At 71.6% G+C, this 15,085-nt stretch carries 12 protein-coding genes; 2 read left to right on the top strand and 10 right to left on the bottom strand.

The features are described 5' to 3' along the window. Positions 1–4 precede the first annotated feature (4 nt). Both QRT05_RS05525 and QRT05_RS05520 read right to left on the bottom strand, forming a co-directional pair. Positions 5–769 carry a hypothetical protein gene (locus QRT05_RS05525; protein ID WP_289445944.1) on the bottom strand — a complete coding sequence of 255 codons (765 nt, stop codon included), beginning with the start codon at positions 767–769 and terminating at the stop codon, positions 5–7. Continuing rightward, positions 766–3,504: a cation-translocating P-type ATPase gene (locus QRT05_RS05520; protein WP_289445943.1), complete on the bottom strand. Its 2,739-nt coding sequence runs from the start codon at positions 3,502–3,504 to the stop codon at positions 766–768. The genes QRT05_RS05525 and QRT05_RS05520 overlap by 4 nt, the downstream gene beginning before the upstream one ends. Before the next feature lie 163 nt (positions 3,505–3,667). Here QRT05_RS05520 and QRT05_RS05515 point away from each other — a divergent pair, with 163 nt between their 5' ends. Further along, the gene (locus QRT05_RS05515) at positions 3,668–4,117 is read left to right on the top strand and encodes a DUF6325 family protein (RefSeq protein WP_289445942.1); all 450 of its coding nucleotides are present in this window, start codon (positions 3,668–3,670) and stop codon (positions 4,115–4,117) included. Between the two features lie 17 nt (positions 4,118–4,134). After that, the gene (locus QRT05_RS05510) at positions 4,135–4,482 is read left to right on the top strand and encodes an SHOCT domain-containing protein (protein WP_289445941.1); all 348 of its coding nucleotides are present in this window, start codon (positions 4,135–4,137) and stop codon (positions 4,480–4,482) included. A 66-nt stretch (positions 4,483–4,548) separates the two neighbouring features. On the opposite strand, the gene QRT05_RS05505 is transcribed toward QRT05_RS05510, so the two are convergent. The 8 genes from QRT05_RS05505 to QRT05_RS05470 all read right to left on the bottom strand — a co-directional run bounded on the left by QRT05_RS05505 (position 4,549) and on the right by QRT05_RS05470 (position 14,960). Continuing rightward, positions 4,549–4,944, bottom strand: coding sequence for an SHOCT domain-containing protein (locus QRT05_RS05505; RefSeq protein ID WP_289445940.1), 396 nt, complete (start codon positions 4,942–4,944; stop codon positions 4,549–4,551). Between the two features lie 11 nt (positions 4,945–4,955). Next, positions 4,956–5,366, bottom strand: coding sequence for a DUF7144 family membrane protein (locus QRT05_RS05500; RefSeq protein ID WP_289445939.1), 411 nt, complete (start codon positions 5,364–5,366; stop codon positions 4,956–4,958). A gap of 106 nt (positions 5,367–5,472) precedes the next feature. Then, positions 5,473–7,287, bottom strand: a complete 1,815-nt coding sequence (locus tag QRT05_RS05495; protein ID WP_289445938.1) for a phospholipase D-like domain-containing protein — start codon at positions 7,285–7,287, stop codon at positions 5,473–5,475. Between the two features lie 95 nt (positions 7,288–7,382). After that, on the bottom strand, positions 7,383–8,891 hold the full coding sequence (locus QRT05_RS05490) for an MFS transporter (RefSeq protein WP_289445937.1): 1,509 nt from the start codon (positions 8,889–8,891) through the stop codon (positions 7,383–7,385). Beyond that, positions 8,888–10,243, bottom strand: a complete 1,356-nt coding sequence (locus QRT05_RS05485; protein ID WP_289445936.1) for a M20/M25/M40 family metallo-hydrolase — start codon at positions 10,241–10,243, stop codon at positions 8,888–8,890. The genes QRT05_RS05490 and QRT05_RS05485 overlap by 4 nt, the downstream gene beginning before the upstream one ends. A gap of 40 nt (positions 10,244–10,283) precedes the next feature. Continuing rightward, positions 10,284–11,768, bottom strand: a complete 1,485-nt coding sequence (locus tag QRT05_RS05480) for an anaerobic C4-dicarboxylate transporter family protein (protein ID WP_289445935.1) — start codon at positions 11,766–11,768, stop codon at positions 10,284–10,286. Between the two features lie 210 nt (positions 11,769–11,978). Then, positions 11,979–12,932 carry a sugar phosphate isomerase/epimerase family protein gene (locus QRT05_RS05475; RefSeq protein WP_289445934.1) on the bottom strand — a complete coding sequence of 318 codons (954 nt, stop codon included), beginning with the start codon at positions 12,930–12,932 and terminating at the stop codon, positions 11,979–11,981. Positions 12,933–13,061: 129 nt separating this feature from the next. Further along, positions 13,062–14,960 carry a choice-of-anchor Q domain-containing protein gene (locus QRT05_RS05470; protein WP_289445933.1) on the bottom strand — a complete coding sequence of 633 codons (1,899 nt, stop codon included), beginning with the start codon at positions 14,958–14,960 and terminating at the stop codon, positions 13,062–13,064. Positions 14,961–15,085 lie beyond the last annotated feature (125 nt).

Raw genomic sequence — 15,085 nt, 5'->3', positions numbered from 1 at the left:
GCGACTACTCCTTCTCGATGGATGCCGCGAGCGCGGCCAGGGTGGTGCGGGTCTTCGCCTCCTGCGGGGCGCCCAGGTCGACGCCGTGCAGGGCCAGGAACGCCTTGGTCTCGGCCGCCGCCTGGAACGCCTCCTTCGGCGTGCACTTGGTGGACAGCTCCAGCAGCCGCGTGCCGTCCGGCAGGAACCACAGCTCGGCCACCATGCGGCGCGGGTAGTCCCGGTGCACGAACTTCGTCTTGAGCAGCGTGACCGGTCCGAGCACCACGAGGTCGTCGAGCGAGACTCCCTCGGGGAGCCGGTCCAGCAGCAGCGACGACTGGCGGTCGGACAGGACGCCCCCGAGGCCGCGCTCGCCGCTCAGCACGGCGCGCGCCTTCTTGTCCGGCACGTCCTCGGTGAGCGAGCAGGAGCACACGTACCCCGCGGGCGAGGCGTCGACCTCGACCTTGAACCCGGCCTGGCCGCGCAGCCCCGCGGGCAGGTCCCCGGGCAGCATGGGGCGGAGCTTGACCGTGATGTCGGCGGTCTTGCGCTGCGAGCTGCGTACGCGCACCACCAGGCCCGCCGCGGACAGGCGCAGGTCGGGCGTGTCCACGAAGGCCACCTGGCGGATCTCCGCGTCCAGCGGGCTGATGCCCAGCTGCTCCACGACGGCGGCGCGGTTCGTGTCCGCCACGGTGAGCTTGAGCTCGACGGCGTCGACGTCCGGCAGCAGGCCGAGCAGGCCGGCCAGCCGGTCCCCGTCGTACATCAGCAGAGAGCTCATGCGGTCACCGGGTCACGCCGCCGGATGACGAGCTTGACCAGCTCGTCGACCACCAGCAGCGCCGCCGCGAGCCCCACCGCGATGCTCCACTGCGTGAAGCCCAGGCCCGTGGTGCCGAAGATCCGCTGGAGGAAGTCCAGCGCGGTGATCGCGATGATGGCCAGCGCGGCCAGCCCGTAGCGGCGCAGCTGCATCGGCCCCGGGATGGCGTCGCGGTCGAAGATCGTGTTCCGCTGGTCGCGGCTCAGGAGAGCGCCGAAGAGGTGGGCGACGGACAGCGTGGTCAGGAGCATGGTCGAGGCGAGGACCGCGTCGCCCTGGTGGTCGCCGATCTGGTAGGCCACGAGCGCGACGATCGTCATCACGGCGCCCTGGATGCACAGCCGCACCCAGTTGTTGCGCGAGAGCACCGGAGCCGTCACGGGGCGGGGCGCGCGGGCCATCAGGCCGCGGGCGGGCTCGTCGAAGCCGAGCGCGATGGCCAGCGGGATGTCGATGACCATGTTGATCCACAGGATCTGCAGCGGGTTCAGCGGAGAGCCGGCGGCGATGCTGAAGATGCCGGCGCCGATGAAGATGGCGATGTAGGCGACGAGCGTCGACATCTGGAACCGCAGGTACTTCAGCAGGTTGTCGTACAGCCCGCGCCCGTAGGCGACCGCGCCGACGATCGTCGCGAAGTTGTCGTCGGTGAGGATCATGACGGCGGCCTCCTTGGAGACCTCCGTCCCGGTGATGCCCATCGCCACGCCGATGTCGGCGGTCTTCAGGGCGGGGGCGTCGTTCACGCCGTCGCCCGTCATCGCGACGATGTCGCCCTTCTCCTTGAGGATCCGCACCAGGCGCACCTTGTCCTCGGGCGCGACGCGCGCGATGACGCCGATGTCGTCGATCTCGGCCGACAGCTGCGCGTCGCTCATCGCGGCGAACTGCGCCCCCGTGACCGCGCGGCCCTCGATGCCCAGCTCGCCCGCGATCGCCGCGGCCGTGGTCGCGTGGTCACCGGTGATCATGCGGACCCGGATGCCGGCATCGTGGCACTCGGCGATCGCGTCCCGCGCCTCGGGTCGGGGCGGGTCCACGATGCCCACCATCGCGAGCAGCGTCAGCTCCTCGATCTGCCCGATCAGGCCGGCCCCCTCCGCGAGCGTGCCCGGCTCGAAGTCGCGCTGGGCGACCACCATGACGCGCTCGCCCGCGTTCGCGATCGCGTCGTTGACCTCCAGCGCCAGGTGGCGGTTGGTCTCCGTGATCGGCGTGAGCACACCGTCCGGAGTGCGGATCGTGGTTGACCGGGCGATCAGCACGTCCGGTGCGCCCTTGACGTAGCAGCGCACCACGGGACGCCCGTCGTCGGCCGTCATCTCGTGGAACGTCGCCATGAACTTGTACTCGGAGTCGAACGGCACCTCGGCCACGCGGGGCAGCGCCGCACGCGTCTCCGCGATGTTGAGCCCGCCCTTCGCCCCGAGGACGATGAGCGCGCCCTCGGTCGGGTCGCCGATGAGCGTCTCGCCGTCGAGCACGGCGTCCGCGCACAGGACCATGGGGAGCAGGTACGGGTCGAGGTCGTGCCGCTGACCCCCGACGTGGCTGATCTCGCCGACCGTGCTGTAGCCCTCGCCCGAGACCGTGTAGCGGTGCTGGCCGGGGATCACGAGCTCGCGGGCCGTCATCTTGTTCAGGGTCAGCGTGCCGGTCTTGTCCGAGCAGATCGCCGACGTCGACCCGAGCGTCTCGACGGCCGGCAGGCGCTTGACGATGGCGTGCCGGCGTGCGATCTCCCGCGTGCCCATCGACAGCAGCGCCGTGACGACGGCAGGCAGGCCCGTCGGGATCGCGGCGACCGCGAGCGCGACGCCCGTGACGAACAGGGTGTCGAACGACTGGCCCTGCGCGAGGCCGAGCAGGATGACGATCACCAGCGCGACGGCGGCGATCGACGCGATGATCTTGGAGAGCGAGTCCAGCTGGCGCTGCAGGGGCGTCTTGCTCGCCTCGGTGTTGGCGAGCATGTCGGCGATGTGACCGATCTCCGTCGCCATGCCCGTGGCGGTGACGATCATCTCGCCGCGGCCGCGGGTCACGGACGTGTTCATGTACGCCATGCAGATGCGGTCGCCGAGCGGGATCTCGCGCCCGAGCACCGGCTCCGAGGTCTTCGGCACCGGCAGGCTCTCGCCCGTGAGCGCGGCCTCCTCGATCTCGAGCGTCGCGGCGAGGATGATGCGGGCGTCCGCGGGCACCCGGTTCCCGGCCTCGACGAGCACGACGTCGCCCGGGACGAGCTGGGAGGCGTCGATCTCGACCACCTGGTCGTCGCGACGCACGCGCGCGATGGTCCGCATCATCTGCGACAGCGCCTTGACGCTCTCCTCCGCCTTGGCCTCCTGCCGCAGGCCGGTGATCGCGTTGAAGACGGTGAGGCCGACGAGGACGACCGTGGTGCCGGTCTCGCCGGTGACCACCTGGTTCACCACCGCGGCCGCCAGCAGCACCAGCTGCATGAAGTCCTCGTACTGGCGCAGCCACGCCCGCCAGGCCGGCTCCTTGGCGCCGCCGCTGAGCTCGTTGGCGCCGTACGTGGTGAGCCGGGCCCGCGCCTCCCGCGCGGACAGCCCCTGGGTGGGGTCGACGCCCAGGTCGGCCGCGACCTCCGCGGCGGTGATCGACACCGGGTCGGCGTCGTGCCGCGCCGGGGCCACCCGTGCTGTCGCGCTGCTGTCGTTGCTCATCTGTCCTCCCGGTGGACGCGCGTACGCCCTGGAGGTGATCGTGCGCAGGCCGCGGGTGGTCACGCCTCACCCCCGCCGGGGTGGGGTCCAACCACCCACCCGCGTGTGAGCGTGGCGTCGTGACAACTGGACCTCGACACCAGAACCGCTCCAGGAGGACCCGATGACCCAGCTCGACGTAGGACCGATCGACTATCTCGCCGTCGAGATCCCTGGAGCCAAGCTCCAGGGCGGCGGCCTCAACGCGCTGCTCGACCTGACGGACCGCGGGATCATCCGCATCCTCGACCTCGTGGTCGCGACGGCCGACGAGGACGGCACGATCACGATCCTGACGATCGCCGACCTCGACGGCGACGGCGACCTCGACCTCGCGGCCTTCGAGGGGGTCCGCTCCGGCCTGCTCGGCGACGACGACATCGCCCAGGGCGCGGCCCTCGTGGGGCCCGGGGACGCTGTCGCTCTGCTGATCTACGAGAACACGTGGGCTGGCCCGTTCGTCAGCGCCATGCGCGAGGTCGGCGCGGAGGTCATCGCCAGCGGCCGCATCCCGGCCGACGACGTCATCGAAGCCCTGGACATCCTCGACGCGCGTGACGTGTCGGAAGCCTGAGAGGAAGGGAACCTGACATGGGTCTCATCGGAGGAATGGCTCGGACGGCCGTCGTCGCCGGCACGGCGACCGCAGTGTCCAACCGCGTCTCGCGGCGGCAGGCCGGACGCTGGCAGGCCGAGCAGCAGCAGCAGGTCGAGCACGACTACTACCAGCAGCAGCAGGCGCAGCCCACCTACGCCGCGGCGCCGACCTACGCCGCCCCGCCGCCCCCGCCGCCCGTCGCCCCCGCGCCGGCTCCCGCCGGCTCGTCCGGGTCCGACGCCCTGATCGAGCAGCTGCAGCGGCTCGGCGCGCTGCGTGACCAGGGCATCCTCACGCAGGCGGAGTTCGACGCGCAGAAGGCCAAGCTCCTGGCCGGCTGACGACCGGCGCCGCGCATCACGACGGCCCCCTCCCACCGGGAGGGGGCCGTCGTCGTGCTGGGCGGGTCAGGCGAGCAGCTTGCCCTTCGCCTGCGCGAACTCCTCGGCGGTCAGCACGCCGCTGGCGTGCAGCTCGGCGAGCCGACCGATCTCCTCGGCCGGGCTGGGCGGCGCCGCGACGCCCTCGACGTAGGCGCGCAGCTGCTCCTGCTGGAGCTTGGCGCTCCGCGCGGCGCGCTCGGTCATCGAACGGCCGCGCGCGACGAGGTAGACGAACACCCCGAGGTACGGCAGCACGATCACCAGGATCGTCCAAAGCGCCTTGCCCCAGCCGCCCATGTCCTCGCTGCGGATGATGTCCGCGAAGACCGTGATGAGCAGCCAGATCCAGATGACGAACAGGAAGAACCACAGCATGCTCAGGAACACGTCGCCCAGGCTGGGCTCCCACACGGTGACCACGGCGTGCCTCCTCAGTCGCGCAGCTGCACGCTCAGTGCCCAGATGACGAACACGTTGAACGCGATGATCAGGACCGCCCACAGCGGGTAGTGCGGCAGGAACGCGAAGCTGGTCACGATCGCGAGCCCCGCCACCACGATGCCGACCACCTGCGCCCAGGCGGCGTGGACCAGGATGCCGAGGGCAGCCACCACCCCGGCGAGGCCGAGCACGAGGTGCACCCACCCCCAGGTAGTCAGGTCGATCTCGACGAGGTACTTGCTCGTCGTCGCGTAGATGTCGTCCTTCGCGATCGCCGAGATGCCCTGGAAGATGTTCATGATCGACGACATCAGCAGCAGGATGCCGGCGAGGATCGCGCCCGACTCGGCGGCCGTCGAGCGACCGGTGGGAGCGGGGACGTACCGCGGGTGTTCAGCCACGTGCGTGCCTCTCGTGAGTCCGATGTGCCGATGCTCGGGCTCCGACGGGTGGCGGCGCACCACCTGCGGCGGGGTGGGTCCGAAGGTCAGGACGTGGCCGTTCGGCCTACCTGCAGGCGTGGGTCCTCGACGCGATGGCCTGCCAGCCGCGCTCGTAGCTGTCGCCGACGCTCGCGATGCGCGCTTTCCACAGCCCCGTGGCCTTGGCGCTCGACAGCGTGAACGTGCTGTCGTCGTTGCGCCGCAGGCCCGACGGCGTCCAGTTCTGCGAGCCGTCGGTGACGATCGTCTGGCCTCCTCGGCCGTCGACCACGACGTTCTGGTAGACCGCGAACTTGCCGTGCATCAGGGTCGCGCACCGCAGACCCACGCCCGTGCTGCGGATCGACTGGGTCACTGCGGGTGTGGCGTAGTAGATGCCGCCGTCGCTCAGCACGACGTCGACGTCGCATCCCTGCGCCACGAGCCTCCTCAGCTCGTCGTTCACCCGCGCCACGCGTGACGCGGTGGCCTGGTACATCGCGATCCGGATGCGCGAGCCGGGCGCACAGCTCACCGAGCGCATCGCGGCGAGTGACTCGTCGCCCGTCGCCTGGGGGAAGAAGTGCAGCGTGGCTCCTCGACCGCGGTCGGTCTCGACCGTCGCCTTGACGCGCGAGGGGTCGCAGGACGTGCGGGCGCACGTCCGCAGGAGATCGAACGTCGCGAGGTGCGCCGCATACATGGCGTCGTCGTCGTGGAAGATGGCGGCCGTCTGCCAGTACTGGTGCAGTTGGCGGGTCGACCAGTTCGCCGAGCCGAGGACCACCACGGGGTCCACCCCGCTCTTCCAGCGGGTGTCGCTGACGGTGAAGACCTTGTTGTGCATCTGCGCCGCCGTCGAGGTGCGCGTCACGCAGGCGTCGGTGCACACCACGACGTCGGCGAACTGCCGCAGCTGCGCGATCGTGGCGTTCGTGATCCCGCTGCCACTGCGCTCGAGGACGAACCGCACGCGCACGTCGCGCTCCCGGGCGACCGAGCGGAGCGCCCGCAGGATCCGAGCCGGCTCGGCCTCGCCGGGCGTCAGGATGTACACCGCGACGCTGATGGTCGAGTGCGACGCCGCCGCGCACGCGGCGCCCACCAGCAGCGAGGAGATCTCGCGTCCGCTGCCGGTGTTCGGGGTGTTGAACCGCGCCGCCATGCCACCGGCGGGCGCCTTGCCCGGCACGCACGTGTAGTGCGTGGCGGTGACCGCGCGCGAGACCGCGTCGTCCGGGGTGCCGGCCTTGCGCCCAACCACCCGGAGCACGGTGGTGGCGCTCGTCGCCTTCGTCGCGAGCCTGTAGGTGCCGCGCGCCCCGGTGCGCCCCGAGGTGACGAGGCCCCACGAGCTGCCGTGCAGCGCCTCGAGCCGGACGACGACGCCGCTGCGCGCCGGCGAGAGCGATCCGGTGACGACGACGGCGTCGCCCTTGACGAACGGTCCGCCGGCGAGGCGCGCGGAGATGCTGGCACTGGCGCGAGGGCGCAGCGTGAACGCGCGCGACGTGGACGCCTTGACGCGAGCCGTCGACGCGGTCCGCACGCGCAGGGTCGTCCTCGCCGTGCTGGCCGACGCGTCGTACGCAGCGGTGAACCTCCCGCGGGAGGTGGTGGTCGTCCGCATCACGGTCTTCCACGCATGCCCGACCGCCCGCTGCAGCGTGACCGCCGTCCCCGCGGGCGCGCCCACCACGCGGCCGCCCACGACGACGCGCTCACCCGGCCCGTAGACCGTCGGTCTGGTCGCGACGATGACCGTCCCGGACGCTCCCGTGCTGGCCGCCGCGGGCCCCACGCCCGCGAAAGCCAGGACGAGTGCGAGCAGGGCGACGGCGCCGCCGACGACGACGTGGCGCACGCCGGGCGCGCGAGTGCCGCGCGTTCGGCTGCCCATGTCCGCCTCCAGGCGTTTCGAGAATGTTGTCGCCCAAGGCAACACCTTCTCTTTCGGCCGTCTGGGGGTTCGTCTCGAGCCACCGATCGGGTGGACTAGGTCACATTCGCCCCCGCCTCGTCGGGTCGGACGGCGTGCGGGGTCGCCGACGTTGGCAGCGTGTGGGACGCCGAGGCGGCCGCGGCGACCGCGTCGCCGAGGGAGGTCCCGGCGGGCTGACGGTGCCGGCCCATCATCACGGCCATGAGCACGCCCACGACACTGAAGGCGGCCATCACCCACGCGGTCACGCCCACGCCGCCGGAGAGCGCGGCCGCCGTCTCCTGGCCGTCCGCGACGCGATTGGTCGTGACGGTGCTGTAGATCGTTGCCGCGAGCGCGGTGGCGACCGCCGCCCCCACGTACCGCGCCATGTTCGACACGCCCGACGCCTCGCCCACCTGGTTGGCCGGCACGGACGCCGTGGCCGCAGCAGAGGACGGACCGTTGGACATGCCCATGCCGACCGCCACGGCGATCAGCGGCACGAAGAACGCCATGTACTGCCAGGAGGCGTCGGCGAACCCGATCCAGGCGAAGCCCACGGCGGTGAGGAGGAATCCGAGGCCGACCACCTGACGTCCGCCGAGCTTGGCGGCCAGCCGCGGCACCAGCGGTGCCGACAGCACCAGGCCGACGGTGGCGGGCAGGGTGGCGAGGCCAGCCTCGAGCGGCGTGAAGCCGAGCGCGGCCGGGTTCTGGAAGTAGAGGCTGAGCACGTACATCAGCGCGTTGATGGTCCCGGCGCCGATGAGGATCGCGATGGTGGAGCCCACCAGCACGCGGTTGCGCAGCAGCGTGAGGTCGAGCAACGGGATCGCGACCCGGCGCTCGGCGGCGTAGAAGCCGATCCCCGCCGCCACGGCGAGCAGCACGCAGCCGATCGTCGCCGCGGAGAACCAGCCCCAGTCGCTGCCCTTGCTCAGCGCGAGGATGAACGGACCCAGCGTGAGTGCGACCAGCACGGTACCGACGTAGTCCACCGAGCGCGGACGGTTCGGGTCCCTGGACTCGGAGACGCTGGTGAACGTGAGCACCATGCACCCCGCGGCGATGACGGCGTCGATCCAGAACAGCCCCTGCCAGCCCGTGGTCCCCACCAGCACGCCACCGACCAGCGGTCCGGCGGCGGCGCCCACCGCCGCCGCAGCGCCCCACAGCGTCACGGCCCTGACCTGGTCCTTGCCCTCGAACGCGACCGTCAGCAGGCTCATGCCGCACGCCAGGATGGTCGCCCCGGCGGCACCCTGGATCATGCGTCCGGCGATCACCATCTCGCCCGAGCCGGCGACCGCGATGAGCACGCACGACAGGACGAACAGCAGCAGGCCGCACTGGAAGATGCGTCGGCGCCCGAACACGTCGCCGAGAGAGCCGGAGGTGATGATCACGGCCGCTCCGACGAGGGAGTAGCCCGTGACCGCCCACTGCAGGGTGTTCACGGACATGCCCGTGTCCTCGCTGATGGCGGGGAGCAGGATGGCGACAGCCGACGTGTTCGCGTTGACCACGAGCGTCGAGATGCAGGTGGCCAGCAGGACGCCGGCCTGACGCCCGCTGCTCATCGGCTGGCCGCCCGCTCCGCCAGGTGCACCAGCAGCCGCGCCTGGGCGACCACCATCTTCTCGATCTCGGCGGGGTCCACGCTCTCGTCGGAGGAGTGGATGCGAGCCCTCGCCAGGTCCTCCGGACCCCACAGGATGAACTCCGCGCCGGGGCTCGCCTCCTGCAGCGTGCGGAGCAGCGGGATGGAGCCGCCCGATCCCGCCTCGCCGACGGGCTTGCCGTAGGCCTCCTCGAGCGCGGCGCGGGCCGCCTCGTAGCCTGGTCCGTCGGTCGCGCACCGGAACGGCGGCGCCTCCTTGGTGCGCTGCACCTCCACCTGGGCACCGTGCGGCGCGTGGGACTCCAGGTGGGCGACGAGCGCGTCGAGCTCGCGAACGGGGTCGGAGCCCGGGACGATCCGCATCGAGATCTTGGCCCGCGCCTGGGGCACGAGCACGTTCGACGAGCCCGCGATGCTCGTCATGTCGACCCCGATGGCCGAGATCGACGGCCGCGCCCACAGCTGCGTGCCGATGGTGCCCGAACCGGCCAGCCGCACGCCGTCGAGCAGGTCGGCGCTCGCCTCGAAGTCCTCCGCGCTCAGGTCCGCGCCGGCCCACTCGCCGCCCGACACGCCCTCGACCGCGACGTCGCCGGCCTCGTCCTGCAGCGTCGACAGCAGCCGGGCCAGCGCCATCATCGCGTCGGGAGCCGGCCCGCCGAAGACGCCCGAGTGCAGCGGGTGCTCCAGGGTGCGCACCGTGACGATGCACGCGACGTCACCGCGCAGCGCCGTGGTGAGCGCCGGCTCGCCCACCTCGAGGTTGCCCATGTCGCACACGATGAACACGTCGCACCGGAACAGCTCAGGGTGCGCCTCGACGAACTCCTCGAGGTTGCTCTCCGTCTCCTCCATGCCCTCGAGGATCAGCTTGACGGTGCACGGCGGCTTGCCGTCGAAGATCCTCATGGTGCCCAGGTGCGCGGCCAGGCCGCCCTTGTCGTCGGCCGCCCCGCGCCCGTAGATCCTGCCGTCCTCCTTGCGGGTGGCCGTCCACGGATCCGACGTCCACCCCTGCTCCGGCGGCGCCGGCTGCACGTCGTAGTGCGCGTACAGCATGACGACGGGCGACCCGGGCGGGCCCTGCACCTCCGCGTAGATCGGCGGGTACCCGTGCGGGACGTCCATGAGCCGCGCGTTGGTGAACCCGACCGCCTGGAACGCCTCGAGCGTGGTGCGCGCCATCTCGTGCACCGGCTCAGCGGGATATCCCGGGAACGCGACCGACGGGATGGCGACCAGCGTGGCCAGCTGGTCGAGCAGCTCCGGCATCATCGCCGCGGCCTTGGCCTCGATCTCGGACAGCTCCATGGCGGACTCCCTGGTTCTCGCGGGTCTGGTCTCGTGCCGCTCAGGCGACGAACGAGCCGATCACGGCTCCGACGGCCACCGTGACGACGGCCATGATCAGCATGGGCACGAAGAAGCTGTGGTCCAGCAGCCTGGTCCCGAGCTTGGTGGTGCCGCTGTGGTCGAAGTTCGCGGCGGCGATCTGGGTGCCGTTGGCGGGCAGCGTGTAGACGCCGCTGAGCGCACCGGCCCACATGCCCGTGACGACCCCGGGCGCCAGGCCGGCGGCCAGGCCGATGGGCACGATGGTGCGGGTCGCCGTGGACTGGCTGGTGGTCAGCGCGGCGACCAGGAAGACCGCGAGCGCGAACAGGAACTTCCAGTCGGTGACCCAGGCGCCGATCGTGTCGATGATCTGCTCCTCGTGCGCGGCGATGAACGTCGCGGTCAGCCACGCGATCCCGAAGAGGGCGATCGCCGAGATCATGCCGGCCTTGAACACCGACTGCTCCGGGACCTCGCCGACGTTCGGGCGCCCGATGAACATGATCGCGACCGCCGCCGTGAACATCACCAGCACGATGGTGGTCGTCATGTCGATCGGCTCGGCGCCCGTGCCGTCGAGGTCGAACGAGGGCCGCAGGTCGGGGAACAGGCCCAGGAGCACGATGGTGATGACGCCGGCGAAGAACACGAGCGCCGAGTTGCGCCCGGCCTTGGTGTACGTGAGCGCGGCCGACGCGGGTGCGGTGTCGAGACCGACCGGCGCAGCCGAGCCCGTGAGCGGGGGCGTGGCTCCCGTGGTCGTGGTCGTCGCCGTGCTCGTCGTGCCGGCCGTCCCCGCCGTTGCAGCCGGTGCGACGAGCGCCTCGGCCTCGGCGGCGCCCGGCGCCGCGAGCTCGCCGGCCGCGATGCGCGCCTGGACCTCCGGGTCGTCGTCCAGGTCCTTCCACATCCGGTTGACGATGAGGGACGTCACGATGATGCCGATAACGCACGCCGGGAGGGTGATCGACAGGATCTGGGTCAGGCCCAGGTTGTACGGCGCGACCTCGGTGAGCGTCAGCATGGCCGCCATCGCGGCGGAGACCGGCGAGGCCGCGAGCGCCATGCCCGACTGGACCACCGTGACGGTCAGCGGTCGCGACGGCCGGATGTGGTTGCGGTAGGACACGTCGTAGATGACGGGCAGCAGCGGGTAGATGATGTTGCCCGTCCCGGCACCGATCGAGAACACGAAGGCCGTCAGCGGGGCGATGAGCGTGATCTGCTGGGGCCGCTTCTCGATCACCCGCGCGGCCATCGCGACCATCCAGTCGATGCCGCCCGCGGCCTGCATCAGCGCGGCCGCGGTGACGACCGCGAGGATGATGGCGAGCGCGGCCGCCGGAGGCTCACCGGGCGGCTCCTGGAACACGAACACCAGGACCGCCGTGCCCAGGCCGCCCCACAGGCCGACCCCGACGCCGCCCGCTCGCGTGCCCATGACGATGCACCCCAGCACCACCAGGGCCTCGGCGAGGAACTTCCAGTCGTCCGTGCTCATGACGTCTCCCCACACCTCGCGTCGGCGGTCGATCGGAGGTGGCGGGCCGGCTGCAGCACGGCAGGGGTGCTCGGCGCCGAGCGATGGCCCCACCTCATGTCGCGGAACGTACCGAGGCGCAGGGTTGGGCGGCACCACCCGCGAGCGGGTGGTGCCTGGCGGACGACGTCGGTCAGGCGGGCGCGGCCCTGCCGCGCCCGGGACGGTGCCTCAGAACCTCACGTGCCGGAGGTAGTCGAACCCGGCCTGAGCCGCTTCGAAGGGGTCGAACGTCGGGTCGCCGAACCGGGGGTCGTGCTCGACGACGTAGTACCTGATGCGACCGCCCGCGGCGTCGAAGATGGCAGGGAAGTCGATGATCCCGCGGCCCACGATCTCGATCGGCCCCGGGAACGGACCGGCGCCCATGTCCTTGACGTGGAACAGCTGGATCCGCTTGCCGTACCGCTCGATCACGTCGATCGGGTTGTCGAGGCCACCGCCGTTGGTCGCCCAGTAGAGATCGAGCTGGAACACGACGTTCTTCGGGCTGGTGTGCGCCATCAGGATGTCGTAGACCGTCCGGCCGCCGAACGCGGTCTCGAACTCGACGTCGTGGTTGTGCACCATCAGCCGCTGCCCGTGCTTGCGGGCCAGGGCGCCCACGTCGTCGAGGTAGTCCGCGTACGCGACCCACTGCGCCTCGGTCGTGTACAGCGGCGGGAAGATGGGAGTGGCACCCGAGCCGAAGTACGTGATGCCGAGCGTGCGGTTGTCCTTGAGGATCTGCGTGATGTCGGCGGGGTTCTCCGGCGTGCCGACGTCGACGTGCCGTGCCGAGGCCTTGAGCCCGTACTCCCGCAGGAGCGCACGGTACTGCCTGGCCGTCATCCCGCTCAGCGTGAAGGGCTCGACGTTGCGGTATCCCATCGCGCTGAGCCTGCGGAACACCTCCTCGGTCCTGGCGACCGTCGCGGCATCGGTGCCGAACCCGATGTACTCCGCGAAGGTCCACAGCTGGATCGAGATCTTGCTCGTCGGCACGCCTCGGCCGTGCCCGTCGGGCTTGCCCGCCGAGGCCGACGACGCGGCGGCGATGCCACCCACCGCCAGCAGCAGGACCGCGATCGTCGCCGCCACCAGCAGGCGCAGCGTGCGTGCAGGGGATCGAAACACCGTCGTCATCGTTGACTCCCGGATGTGCTCGTCCGCGCGTTCGGGGGCGCTCTGCTGTGCCCGCGTGACGCTCGACCTTTCCAGCACAGTAGCCCCGGGGCGCACCCAGGGGAACGGGCGGGAGCGATGCGGGGCGGCTCAGCACACCCGCGGTTTGCCCCCGTCGTGGTCCACGCACAGGTCGACGCCCGGACCGCCGTCGAGGTCGTCCACCCCGGCGCCACCGAGCAGCAGGTCCTTACCGGCACCGCCGTCCAGCTCGTCGTTCCCGGGCCCGCCGATCAGCACGTCGCCGCCGTCGCCGCCGATCAGGTGCTCCGCGCCGCGCCCGCCGATGAGGATGTCGGCGCCGCCCAGGCCGCAGAGCACGTCGTCTCCCGGCCCGCCGATCAGCACGTCCTTGCCCGGCGTCCCGGTCTTGGTGCACACCTCGGAGACGGGCTCCACGATCTCGACCGACCCGGCCTCGCAGTCGGTCCCCGCCGGACGGGACACGCCCCGCTGGTCCACCGCCACGACCGTGCACGAGGCCGCGGGCACCGCGCCGGCGGCAGGACTGGTGCCAAGCGGGAGCCTCGTCAAGGTCGGGCCGCCGTTGGCCGCCAAGGGCCCCAGCTGCGGGTCGCCGACGTTCGTCTGGTCGCCGGGACCGGCGACGAACGCGCACGAGGCGTCACCGCCGACGTTGAACCCGGCGGAGATCGTCGTGCCGGCGATCGCACAGTCGGTGCCGCCACCTGCCGGGGACGCCACGATCGACCCGAAGCTGTCCAGGTCCTCCCCCGTGCCGATGTTCGCCCCGGACGGTGCACTGTTGTCCACCACGGTCGCGTGCTGCAGGAACACGTCGCCCGTGCTGGTGAACAGCCCGCCGCCTGCGACCGGGGCGGAGTTGCCCGAGAACGTGGAATTGGTGACGCGCACCTCCCCGGTGATCGCGTGGATGCCGCCGCCGCGCCCGTCGGCACCGGCCGCCGCGTTGCCGCTGAAGGTCGAGCCGGCGATCACGATCTGCGCGGGAGGCGCGTCGTCCGTCAGCTCGACGATCGAGACGACCAGCCCGCCACCCGGTCCGTTGCGCGTGTTGCCGGACACGGTCGAATCGGTGATCGTCGCGGTGCGCGCGTCGGTGGGCTGGTCCTGGTCGACGCCCCAGGCGATGCCACCGCCGAGCGTCGTGCCCGAGGGCACGTTGCCCGTGACGGTGGATTCAGTCACCACCAGGTCGCCGCACGCGGAGCAGGCGATCCCCGGCCCGCCGTTGCCGCTCGCGGTGGAGCGGACGAACGCGAGCTCGCCGTCGCCCTGCCCCGTGGTCGAGATGCCGCCCTGGCCGTTGTCGCTGATCGTCGAGTCCGCGACGCTGAGGGCGCCGTCGATCGCGCCGATCCCTCGGCCGGTGTTCTGCGTGATGGTCGACCCATTCACGGAGATGCCCCCGAGTGACACCCGGACCCCGGTGCCCGTGTTGGGGCCGACGACCGAGTCGACGAGCCCGATGCTCGAGCCGCTGGTGATCTCGCCGCTGTTCAGCACGGGACCGGTCGCGGCATCGTTGCCCGACACCGTCACGCCGGTCAGGACGACGTCGCCGTTGAAGCGCAGCGCCGCGCCGCTGCTGCTGTCGCCGCCGGTGAGCGTGACCTCGTCGATGGCCACCTGGGGTGCGCCCTCGAGCTGGTCGAGCACCCGCTCGTCCGGGCAGGTCTGGTCGATCGTCGACCCGTTGCCGTGCAGCGTCAGTGCCGTCGTCCCCGTGTAGTCGAGGTCGCCCCCGGCATTCGCGTCCTCGTCACCACCGCACACTGCGAGGACGTAGGTGCCCGACGCGGCCAGGTCGATGACCGTGTCCCCCGCCGCCGCGTTGGCCGCGTCGACGGCCTCGCGCAGCGAGACGAGGCCGTCGGCCCCGTCGACGACGTCGCTCGTGGTGGTCACGGTCACCGTGGCCGCCGTGGCCGGGGTCGCGGTGATCGCGACCGGGACCGACGCTGCGAGGAGGGCAAGAAGACTGACGACTGCGACGCGCTTGGTCATGGCGGAGTCCCCCCGAGCGGGTCGGGCCGGCGGATTCGTCGGAGCTCACCCGATCACGACTCGTCCCGAGCAGCATCCACCCGGGGCGGTCGCCTTGGCCATCCCCCTCACGACCCCGATCGGCG

It is taken from the genome of Cellulomonas edaphi, from assembly GCF_030362815.1.
In the GTDB taxonomy this organism is placed as follows: Bacteria; Actinomycetota; Actinomycetes; order Actinomycetales; family Cellulomonadaceae; genus Cellulomonas; species Cellulomonas edaphi.
Note: the sequence above shows the minus strand (reverse complement) of the source record. Positions and strands in the feature narration are given on the sequence as shown.

Bases quoted from the DNA above. Each gene is read 5' to 3' on its own strand.
- QRT05_RS05525 (WP_289445944.1), bottom strand. From the start codon at position 769: ATGAGCTCTCTGCTGATGTACGACGGGGACCGGCTGGCCGGCCTGCTC.
- QRT05_RS05520 (WP_289445943.1), bottom strand. From the start codon at position 3,504: ATGAGCAACGACAGCAGCGCGACAGCACGGGTGGCCCCGGCGCGGCAC.
- QRT05_RS05515 (WP_289445942.1), top strand. From the start codon at position 3,668: ATGACCCAGCTCGACGTAGGACCGATCGACTATCTCGCCGTCGAGATC.
- QRT05_RS05510 (WP_289445941.1), top strand. From the start codon at position 4,135: ATGGGTCTCATCGGAGGAATGGCTCGGACGGCCGTCGTCGCCGGCACG.
- QRT05_RS05495 (WP_289445938.1), bottom strand. From the start codon at position 7,287: ATGGGCAGCCGAACGCGCGGCACTCGCGCGCCCGGCGTGCGCCACGTC.
- QRT05_RS05490 (WP_289445937.1), bottom strand. From the start codon at position 8,891: ATGAGCAGCGGGCGTCAGGCCGGCGTCCTGCTGGCCACCTGCATCTCG.
- QRT05_RS05485 (WP_289445936.1), bottom strand. From the start codon at position 10,243: ATGGAGCTGTCCGAGATCGAGGCCAAGGCCGCGGCGATGATGCCGGAG.
- QRT05_RS05480 (WP_289445935.1), bottom strand. From the start codon at position 11,768: ATGAGCACGGACGACTGGAAGTTCCTCGCCGAGGCCCTGGTGGTGCTG.
- QRT05_RS05475 (WP_289445934.1), bottom strand. From the start codon at position 12,932: ATGACGACGGTGTTTCGATCCCCTGCACGCACGCTGCGCCTGCTGGTG.
- QRT05_RS05470 (WP_289445933.1), bottom strand. From the start codon at position 14,960: ATGACCAAGCGCGTCGCAGTCGTCAGTCTTCTTGCCCTCCTCGCAGCG.